The organism is Pseudomonas sp. PA-7-1E, from assembly GCF_021605325.1.
In the GTDB taxonomy this organism is placed as follows: Bacteria; Pseudomonadota; Gammaproteobacteria; order Pseudomonadales; family Pseudomonadaceae; genus Aquipseudomonas; species Aquipseudomonas fluorescens_BV.
The window spans coordinates 37,156-46,318 of the sequence record NZ_WKFA01000046.1; the positions used below are offsets into that span (position 1 = coordinate 37,156).

Genomic DNA, 9,163 nt, shown 5'->3' on the forward strand with positions numbered 1-9,163 from the left:
CGACAATTCGACAAGGATAGTTATCTTGCGCATTTTTTCCCGAGTTTTACTCCTGATACTGATCGCACTAAGCCTGATCCTGGCCGTGATGCTCTATTACACCCTCAACCCCAAGCTGCCGGATTACGTGCCCGTGAAACAGGTGCACTATCAGGAGCAATGGAGTGCCGCCGACCGCCAGACCTACTACTTCACGCCCCAGGGCACTCAAGTAAAAGGCCTGCACTACGACTGGTTCACCGCCCTGGAGCTGCCGTTCTCCGAGCAACGCTTTGCCGCGCCGCAGTACCTGGCGCGCTTTGGCTTCCTGGTCGATCCCAAACAGGTGCCCACCGCGCAAAACCCTGGCAACCTGCCGGTAGGGTTCGCCCGGCACCAGAACGCCGACAGCAAGGCTCAGTACCTGGATATCACCTGTGCGGCCTGCCACACCGGCGAATTGCACTTCAAGGGTCAGGCCCTGCGTATCGACGGCGGCTCGGCGCAACACGTACTGCCCTCCAGCGTTCCCACGTTGCGTGGCGGCAGTTTCGGCCAGGCCCTGGTCGCCAGCCTGGCCGCTACCTATTACAACCCATGGAAGTTCGAGCGCTTTGCCCACAAGGTCCTGGGGGATCAGTACGACGCCCAGCGCGATCAACTGCGCAAGGACTTCAAGCAATCGCTGAACCAGTTCCTCAAGGTTGCCTGGAATGACACCCACCGCGGCCTTTACCCCTCCGAAGAAGGCCCGGGCCGCACTGACGCCTTTGGGCGCATCGCCAACGCCAGTTTTGGCGACGCTATTTCCCCAGACAATTATCGCGTCGCCAATGCGCCGGTGGACTACCCGCAGTTGTGGGATATCTGGACCTTCGACTGGGTGCAGTGGAATGGCTCGGCCCAACAGCCCATGGCGCGCAACATCGGCGAAGCCCTTGGTGTAGGCGCGACCCTGACGTTCTTCGACACTGCCGGGCAACCGCTCAAAGGCGATGCCCGCTACCCGTCCAGCGTACGGGTGCGCGACCTGCACCTGATCGAAGAAACCCTGCAACGGCTCAAACCGCCGACCTGGCCGCAAGACTTGTTCGGTGCCATCGACAAGCCCCTCGCCGCCCAGGGTCGCGCACTCTTTGCCGAGAACTGCGCCGGCTGCCACCTACCCACCGTCACCCAGGAAAACGGCCGTTCGGTGCAGCAGTTGAAAATGCTGCCGGTGAACTACATCGGCACCGACCCCGGCACGGCCAACAACATTGCCGACCAACGCTATGACCTCAGCGCGTTGCAATGGGACCCGGCCGAACTGGCCCGGCTCAATGTCGAACTGCACCCCACCCCCACCGCGCCGCTGGACCTGAAAAAAATGTCGGTGGCCCAGGGTTTAGCCTATGTCACCGCCTTCGTCGAAGAGCATGCCTACCGTGCGGCCGGCGTTACCGCGGCCGAGCGCCCAGGCCTGGACGGGTTCGGCCTGCCCATCGGCGTGCGCGAATTGCGTGCCTACAAGGCGCGGCCACTGGCCGGCGTATGGGCCACCCCACCGTTCCTGCACAACGGTTCGGTGCCGACGATCTACCAACTGCTCTCGCCCCAGGACGAACGCAGCACTACCTTCTATAAGGGCACCTTCAACTACGACCCGCGTCACCTGGGGTTTGAGACCATCGCCTTCAAGAATGCCTTCCTGTTCGATACCAGAATCACCGGCAACCACAACAGCGGCCACGAATTCCGTGCCGGCAAGCGTGGCAATGGCGTGATCGGCCGCGGCTTGCTGCCGCAGGAACGCTGGGCGCTGCTCGAATACCTCAAAGTGCTGGGCGGCCCGCTGGAGCAACAACTGCCATGATTATCCGCTCGCAAAACAAGGACCGCTCCATGCTTGCTCGTCTCTGGCTACGCCTTGGCGCCTTTGTTGGCAAAACCCTGCTGTGGCTGCTGGGCCTGGGCCTGCTGGGGTGGGTGTTGGCCACGGCCTGGTTCGCCTGGCAGCACAGGGGCCCGGTGTCGGTGAAGGAACAGATCCCGCCGGGTGAAGCGGCGATGACCCAAGGCATCATCCAGACCGCCGTGCGCATCGTTGATCAGCATCGCGAAGGCACTCGCTACCTGCGTGATGCCCATGCCAAGGCCCATGGGTGCGTGAAAGCCGAGGTCAGCGTTCTGGCAGATCTCGACCCGGCCTTGCGCCAGGGCGTGTTCGCCGAGCCGGGCAAGACCTGGCAGGCGACGATGCGCCTGTCCAACGGCAACGCTTATCCACAATTCGACAGCATCCGCGATGCACGCGGCATGGCCATCAAGCTGTTGGATGTGCCGGGCAAGCAACTGATGGCAGATCAGCAAGCGCGCACCGAACAGGATTTCGTAATGTTCAGCCACCCGAACTTTTTTGTCAGCGATGTCGCGGAATACGCGCAAAACATCGGCGCGCAAGCGGATGGCAAGAAGGTCCTGGCTTTCTTTCCCAAGCTCGACCCGCGCAGTTGGCAAGTGCGTCACCTGTTTATCGCCCTGGCAACCCTGGCGCCCGCACCGGCCAGCCCGACGCAGACGACTTACTTTTCAGTGTCGCCCTACAAGTTTGGCGCGGCCAACGCCAAGTTCCGCGTCGCGCCCGACCCACAAAGCTGCCCGGGTTATGTGCTGCCCAAACAGAACCAGGCCCTGCCGAACTTCCTGCGCAGCGCGCTCAACCAGCAACTGTCCACCGACCGTGTAGATGCGTGTTTTGTGCTGCAGATCCAGCGGCAAAACCCGCAGGCGTTCATGCCGATCGAAGACACCAGCATCGAATGGAAGGAAAGCGACGCGCCGTATGAAACCGTGGCCAAGGTCAGGATTCCCGCCCAGGACTTCGACACGCCGGCGCAGAACCTGGCGTGCGATAACCAGTCGTTCAACCCCTGGTTCGGGCTGGAAGCGCACCGCCCCATCGGTGGCATCAACCGGCTGCGCAAAGCGGTGTACGAGGCCGTCAGCGATTACCGCCACAGCCGCAACGCACCGTAAGGCGCGTTAAATCGCAGGCGAAAAAAAACCCGCTCAATGAGCGGGTTTCTTTTGGCTACCTGGCGTTCAGTATTCCAGGTGACCGAATATGGCGCAGCGGACGGGACTCGAACCCGCGACCCCCGGCGTGACAGGCCGGTATTCTAACCGACTGAACTACCGCTGCGCGTAACACTTGAAGCGAATGGTGGGTGATGACGGGATCGAACCGCCGACCCTCTGCTTGTAAGGCAGATGCTCTCCCAGCTGAGCTAATCACCCTTCGTTTCGGTGTGGCGCGCATTCTACGGAGCGACCCTAAGTCTGGCAAGCACTTTCTTAAATCTTTTTTTTCAGCCCTTCCAATGGCTTAGGCAGGGTTGGCCTGCGGCGTGATCAAGAGAATAATGCCCCCCTTTGTATAGAGGAGAGACTCACCCCATGTGGTTCAAGAACCTGCTTATCTATCGCCTGACCCAAGATCTGCCTGTTGATGCCGAGGCGTTGGAAGCGGCCATGGCCACCAAGCTGGCGCGCCCTTGTGCAAGCCAGGAGTTGACCACTTACGGTTTCGTCGCGCCTTTTGGTAAAGGTGAAGACGCTCCCCTGGTTCACGTCAGCGGCGATTTCCTGCTGATCGCCGCTCGCAAGGAAGAACGCATCCTGCCGGGTAGCGTGGTGCGTGATGCACTTAAAGAGAAAGTCGAAGAGATCGAAGCCGAGCAAATGCGCAAGGTCTATAAGAAGGAGCGCGACCAGATCAAGGATGAAATCATCCAGGCCTTCCTGCCGCGTGCCTTTATCCGTCGCTCGTCGACCTTCGCTGCAATCGCGCCGAAACAGGGCCTGATCCTGGTCAACTCGGCCAGCCCCAAGCGTGCCGAAGACCTGCTGTCGACCCTGCGTGAAGTGATCGGCACCCTGCCCGTCCGCCCTCTGACGGTAAAAACCGCACCAACTGCAATCATGACTGACTGGGTCACCACCCAGAAACCGGCTGATGACTTCTTCGTCCTCGACGAATGCGAACTGCGCGACACCCACGAAGACGGCGGCATCGTGCGCTGCAAACGCCAGGACCTGACCGGCGAAGAGATCCAGCTGCACCTGACCACCGGCAAGGTCGTAACCCAACTGTCCCTGGCGTGGCAGGACAAGCTGTCCTTCATGCTCGACGACAAAATGACAGTCAAGCGCCTGAAGTTCGAAGACCTGCTGCAAGACCAGGCGGAACAGGACGGCGGCGATGAAGCTCTGGGCCAACTGGATGCCAGCTTTACCTTGATGATGCTGACCTTCGGCGATTTCCTGCCGGCGTTGGTCGAGGCACTGGGCGGCGAAGAGACACCACAGGGCATCTAAGCAACACCGATCCAATGCGGGCACAGTCAGTGTGGGAGCTGGCTTGCCTGCGATAGCGGAGTGTCAGCCAGAGGAGTGCCGACTGATACACCGCTATCGCAGGCAAGCCAGCTCCCACATTTGATTGCATCGACAACTCGGAAATCGAATAAAAAAGGACATCCCCATGCGCGCACTCGCCGCCTTGAGCCGCTTCGTCGGCAATACCTTCGCTTACTGGGTGCTGATATTTGCCGTGCTCGCCTTCCTCGAACCCAGCTGGTTCATCGGCCTGAAAAGCGCCATCGTCCCGCTGCTGGGCCTGGTGATGTTCGGCATGGGGCTGACCTTGAAACTCGAAGACTTCGCCGAAGTCGCTCGCCACCCGTGGCGCGTGGCCTTGGGCGTGGTCGCGCATTTCGTGATCATGCCGGGCGTGGCATGGTTGCTGTGCCAGGCGTTCCATTTGCCTGCGGAAATTGCCGTTGGCGTGATCCTGGTCGGCTGTTGCCCAAGTGGCACGTCGTCCAACGTCATGACCTGGCTGGCCCGGGGTGACCTGGCGTTATCGGTGGCGATTGCCGCGGTCACCACCCTCCTCGCCCCGCTGCTCACACCGGCGTTGATCTGGCTGCTGGCCTCGGCCTGGCTGCCAGTGTCGTTCATGGAACTGTTCTGGTCGATCCTGCAAGTGGTGCTGCTACCCATCGTACTGGGCGTGGTCGCGCAGCGTTTGCTCGGTGATCGGGTAAGGCATGCGGTGGATGTGCTGCCACTGGTGTCGGTGGTCAGCATTGTGATCATCGTCGCGGCCGTGGTTGCCGCAAGCCAAGGCAAGATTGCCGAGTCGGGCCTGCTGATCATGGCCGTGGTGATGCTGCACAACAGCTTCGGTTACCTGCTGGGCTACTTCACCGGGCGCCTGTTCAAGTTGCCCTTGGCGCAACGCAAGTCGCTGGCCCTGGAAGTGGGCATGCAGAACTCCGGGCTGGGTGCCGCGCTGGCCAGTGCGCACTTTTCGCCACTGGCGGCGGTGCCCAGTGCGTTGTTCAGCGTCTGGCACAATATTTCCGGCGCATTGCTGTCGACCTATTTCCGCCGCATGAGCGAAAAGGAAGACCGCCGCGCCCTGGAAACCACGCCGTAACTTGATCGCCCGGTCCAATTTCGGCACTCTACCGAACTTCGCGGGGACGACCTCGCGACGCTATCAAGCGCTCACCCGGGGACGACCCCACTTTGATAGAAGCGAGGTCATCATGTCCTGGATCATTCTGTTTTTTGCCGGGTTGTTTGAAGTGGGCTGGGCCGTCGGCCTGAAGTACACCGACGGGTTCAGCAAGCCGCTGCCCACCGTCCTGACGATTGCCGCGATGGCCGTCAGCCTTGGGTTGTTGGGGCTGGCCATGAAGGAATTGCCGCTGGGCACCGCCTATGCCATCTGGACCGGCGTGGGGGCCGTGGGCACCGTGATTGCCGGGATTATCCTGTTTGGAGAATCCATGGCGTTGTTTCGGTTGGCGAGTGTGGCGTTGATTATTTGTGGGCTGATTGGGCTAAAGATTTCCACTTAAGCCACTACCGCTATCGCAGGCAAGCCAGCTCCCACCTTTTGAATTGTGAATACAGTCAAATGTGGGAGCTGGCTTGCCTGCGATGATGCCCTGACAAACAACGACAAACTACCTGGCACTCCCCCGCAAACCGCCCACCACAGCGTGCAACTGCTCAGGCGTTGCCGCTTCCACAGCCACCGGCTCGCCCGCCACCAACACCACCCGCGACCAGATCCGATGAAACAAACCCTTGTTCGGATCACGGCTGAAGAAACTCCCCCACAACCCCTGCAATGCCATCGGGATCACCGGCACCGGCGTCTCCTCCAGGATGCGCGTCACCCCACCGCGAAACTCATTCATCTCGCCATCGGCTGTCAGCTTGCCTTCCGGGAAGATGCACACCAACTCGCCATCCTTGAGGTACTGGGCAATGCGCGCGAACGCCTGTTCGTAGATCTGAATGTCTTCATGGCGCCCGGCAATCGGAATAGCCCCTGCGGTGCGGAAGATAAAATTGAGCACCGGCAAGCGGTAGATCTTGTAGTACATGACAAAGCGAATCGGCCGACGTACTGCGCCACCAATCAACAGCGCATCGACAAACGACACATGGTTGCACACCAGCAACGCCGCGCCTTCATCCGGGATGGCTTGCAGGTTGCGATGCTCCACGCGGTACATGGAATGGCTGAGCAGCCAGATCATGAAGCGCATGGTGAACTCGGGGACGATTTTAAAGATGTAAGTGTTAACCGCGATGTTGAGCAGCGACACCACCAGGAACAACTCGGGGATCGACAGCTTGGCCACGCTCAACAGCAGAATGGACACGATGGCCGAGACCACCATGAACAGTGCATTGAGAATGTTGTTCGCCGCGATCACCCGTGCCCGTTCGTTCTCGGCGGTACGCGACTGGATCAGCGCATACAGCGGCACGATGTAAAAGCCGCCGAACACCCCCAGGCCGAGGATATCGAACAGCACCCACCACGCCTGGCCGTAGCTGAGCACCGCGAGCCAATCGTTGGCTTGCACGTTCTGCGGGAAGCCGCCGGAGTGCCACCACAGCAGCAGGCCGAACACGGTCAGGCCAAACGAACCAAACGGCACCAGGCCGATTTCCACCTTACGCCCGGAGAGTTTTTCGCACAGCATCGAGCCCAAGGCGATGCCCACCGAGAACACCGTGAGGATCAAGGTCACCACGGTTTCGTCGCCGTACAACCATTCCTTGGCATAGGCAGGTATTTGCGTGAGGTAAATCGCGCCGACAAACCAGAACCATGAGTTGCCGACAATCGAGCGCGATACCGCCGGCGTCTGCCCCAGGCCCATGCGTAAAGTCGCCCAGGACTGAGTGAAGATATTCCAGTCCAGGCGCAGCTGCGGTGTCGAAGCCGCTGCGCGCGGGATGCTGCGGCTGGCCAGGTAGCCCAGCACCGCCACGGCCACAATCGCCACCGCCACCACCGGCGCGTAATGGGTGGAAGACATCATGATCCCGGCACCGATGGTGCCGGCCAAAATTGCCAGGAACGTGCCCATCTCCACCAGGCCGTTACCGCCGACCAACTCATCGTCGTGCAATGCCTGGGGCATGATCGAGTACTTCACCGGGCCGAACAGCGCCGAGTGAGTGCCCATGGCAAACAGCGCCAGCAGCATCAGTTCAAGATGATTGGTCAGAAAACCCGTCGCACCCACCGCCATGATCACGATCTCGCCGATCTTGATCGCACGGATCAACGCGTCCTTGTTGAATTTCTCGCCAAACTGCCCGGCCAACGCCGAGAACAGGAAGAACGGCAGGATAAACAACAAAGCACACAGGTTGACCCAGATGGAGCGGTCACCCTCGATGGTGAGCTTGTAAAGGATGGCCAGGATCAGCGACTGCTTGAAGATGTTGTCGTTGAACGCGCCCAGCAACTGGGTGATGAAAAACGGCAAGAAGCGCCGCGTGCGCAGCAAGGTGAATTGGGAAGGATGGCTGATCGTCGTCCGTGTTCCTGCGTGGCCTTTATTTATCAGGCCACGACTTTACCTAATCCTGCTTACTTATTCGCTAGCCCGGCAATACAAGGCGAAACAAAAAGCTCGCCTTTATAAGCACCCTGCACGGTGCGCTTGGCCACGATCAGCCACATCAGCGCCAGCGCAACCACCAGCACACTGCCAAACACACTGAAAAACGCCAGCTGTAACAGGCTCGCCAATTTAAGCGTGGCCAAGGCGTAAACCCCCAATGGGAAGGTGAAGCCCCACCAGCCCAGGTTGAACGGGATACCGGCGCGCAGGTAACGCAGGGTGATCAACACCGCAATCAACATCCACCACAAGCCGAAGCCCCACAGGGTGATGCCCGCAATCAGGCCCAGGCCGTGGGCCATTTCACCGACACTGGCCAGGCCATTGGCGGCAAAGATCGCGGGGGCATCCGTACCGAGCAGCAACATGCCCAGGGCACCGGTACCAATCGGGCCCAGGGCCAACCAGCTCGACGCGGCCATATTGGCGTGAGGCAACTTATGCAAGGCCATGCGCAGCATCAGGATGGTCAGGATGCTGAACGCTACCGGCAGGGAAAACGCCCACAGCACGTAGCTGGTCACCAACATCACCAGTTGCGAATGGGCATCGGCCAAGTGCGGCGCGAGCAAGCCGCCGCTGGCCGCCGCCACTTCGGCCGCCACCACGGGCAACAGCCAGACGGCGGTCATCTGGTCGATGCTGTGCTCCTGGCGCGTGAACATCATGAACGGGATCAGCACGCCGCAGGCCAGGGACATGGCCACGTCCAGCCACCACAATGCCTCGGCCAACGGGATCACATCACCGCCCCAGCGCGGCAGGCCGAACAGCAGCAAGCCGTTGAGAATGGTCGCCAGCCCCATGGGGATGGTGCCGAAGAACATCGAGACCGTTGAGTGCCCGAAGATGCGTCGCGCCTCGTGGAAAAACATCACCCAGCGGGCGGCGTAGAGCACGCTGAACAGCACAAACAAGCCGATGGTGAACAGCCACAGGCCCTCGGCGACGGCATGCAAGCCGGGCAGGTTGACTGGCAGCTGGGCCAAGGCCAGGGCCAGCACACCGGTGCCCATGGTCGCGGCAAACCAGTTCGGGGTGAACTGGCGAATCACTTCCCGGGGACGGGCCAGGTGACTGAAGGGTTTGTAGCGGTGAGTGGTCGAGCAGGTCATGGGTTAATCCTCTTCCTCATTTGAGGTTGGGGCCATGATAGAACCTGATCGAATATCTATATAACGGGTAATATCTCTAAC

The 9,163-nt window shown here is 60.4% G+C and carries 7 protein-coding genes and 2 tRNA genes; 5 read left to right on the top strand and 4 right to left on the bottom strand.

Translation table 11 applies throughout. The features are described from left to right. The first annotated feature begins 25 nt into the window (after window positions 1-25). Together GIW79_RS22620 and GIW79_RS22625 are read left to right on the top strand one after the other, a co-directional pair. Complete coding sequence (locus GIW79_RS22620; protein ID WP_236452531.1) at window positions 26-1,834, top strand: di-heme-cytochrome C peroxidase; 1,809 nt, start codon at window positions 26-28, stop codon at window positions 1,832-1,834. A gap of 29 nt (window positions 1,835-1,863) precedes the next feature. Further along, entirely contained in the window at window positions 1,864-2,997 is a 1,134-nt protein-coding gene (locus GIW79_RS22625; RefSeq protein ID WP_054897889.1) for a catalase family protein, read from the top strand. 89 nt (window positions 2,998-3,086) lie between these two features. On the opposite strand, the gene GIW79_RS22630 is transcribed toward GIW79_RS22625, so the two are convergent. Together GIW79_RS22630 and GIW79_RS22635 are read right to left on the bottom strand one after the other, a co-directional pair. After that, window positions 3,087-3,163, bottom strand: a tRNA-Asp gene (locus GIW79_RS22630). 19 nt (window positions 3,164-3,182) lie between these two features. Further along, window positions 3,183-3,258: transfer RNA gene (locus GIW79_RS22635), tRNA-Val, on the bottom strand. A gap of 159 nt (window positions 3,259-3,417) precedes the next feature. Here GIW79_RS22635 and rdgC point away from each other — a divergent pair. The 3 genes from rdgC to sugE all read left to right on the top strand — a co-directional run bounded on the left by rdgC (window position 3,418) and on the right by sugE (window position 5,891). Next, the gene (gene rdgC / locus GIW79_RS22640; RefSeq protein ID WP_005786703.1) at window positions 3,418-4,338 is read left to right on the top strand and encodes a recombination-associated protein RdgC; all 921 of its coding nucleotides are present in this window, start codon (window positions 3,418-3,420) and stop codon (window positions 4,336-4,338) included. Window positions 4,339-4,504: 166 nt separating this feature from the next. After that, entirely contained in the window at window positions 4,505-5,464 is a 960-nt protein-coding gene (locus tag GIW79_RS22645) for a bile acid:sodium symporter family protein (RefSeq protein WP_096142930.1), read from the top strand. Between the two features lie 112 nt (window positions 5,465-5,576). Continuing rightward, window positions 5,577-5,891: a quaternary ammonium compound efflux SMR transporter SugE gene (gene sugE / locus GIW79_RS22650; protein ID WP_054897869.1), complete on the top strand. Its 315-nt coding sequence runs from the start codon at window positions 5,577-5,579 to the stop codon at window positions 5,889-5,891. 108 nt (window positions 5,892-5,999) lie between these two features. Here the strand turns inward: sugE and GIW79_RS22655 are convergent, their stop codons facing one another. Further along, window positions 6,000-7,874: an MFS transporter gene (locus tag GIW79_RS22655; protein ID WP_054921686.1), complete on the bottom strand. Its 1,875-nt coding sequence runs from the start codon at window positions 7,872-7,874 to the stop codon at window positions 6,000-6,002. Window positions 7,875-7,933: 59 nt separating this feature from the next. Then, complete coding sequence (locus GIW79_RS22660; RefSeq protein ID WP_127881412.1) at window positions 7,934-9,082, bottom strand: TDT family transporter; 1,149 nt, start codon at window positions 9,080-9,082, stop codon at window positions 7,934-7,936. Window positions 9,083-9,163: the final 81 nt, after the last annotated feature.

Excerpts from the sequence above, each read along its gene's own strand:
- rdgC (WP_005786703.1), top strand. The coding sequence starts at position 3,418 with ATGTGGTTCAAGAACCTGCTTATCTATCGCCTGACCCAAGATCTGCCT.
- GIW79_RS22660 (WP_127881412.1), bottom strand. The coding sequence starts at position 9,082 with ATGACCTGCTCGACCACTCACCGCTACAAACCCTTCAGTCACCTGGCC.
- sugE (WP_054897869.1), top strand. The coding sequence starts at position 5,577 with ATGTCCTGGATCATTCTGTTTTTTGCCGGGTTGTTTGAAGTGGGCTGG.
- GIW79_RS22625 (WP_054897889.1), top strand. The coding sequence starts at position 1,864 with ATGCTTGCTCGTCTCTGGCTACGCCTTGGCGCCTTTGTTGGCAAAACC.
- GIW79_RS22645 (WP_096142930.1), top strand. The coding sequence starts at position 4,505 with ATGCGCGCACTCGCCGCCTTGAGCCGCTTCGTCGGCAATACCTTCGCT.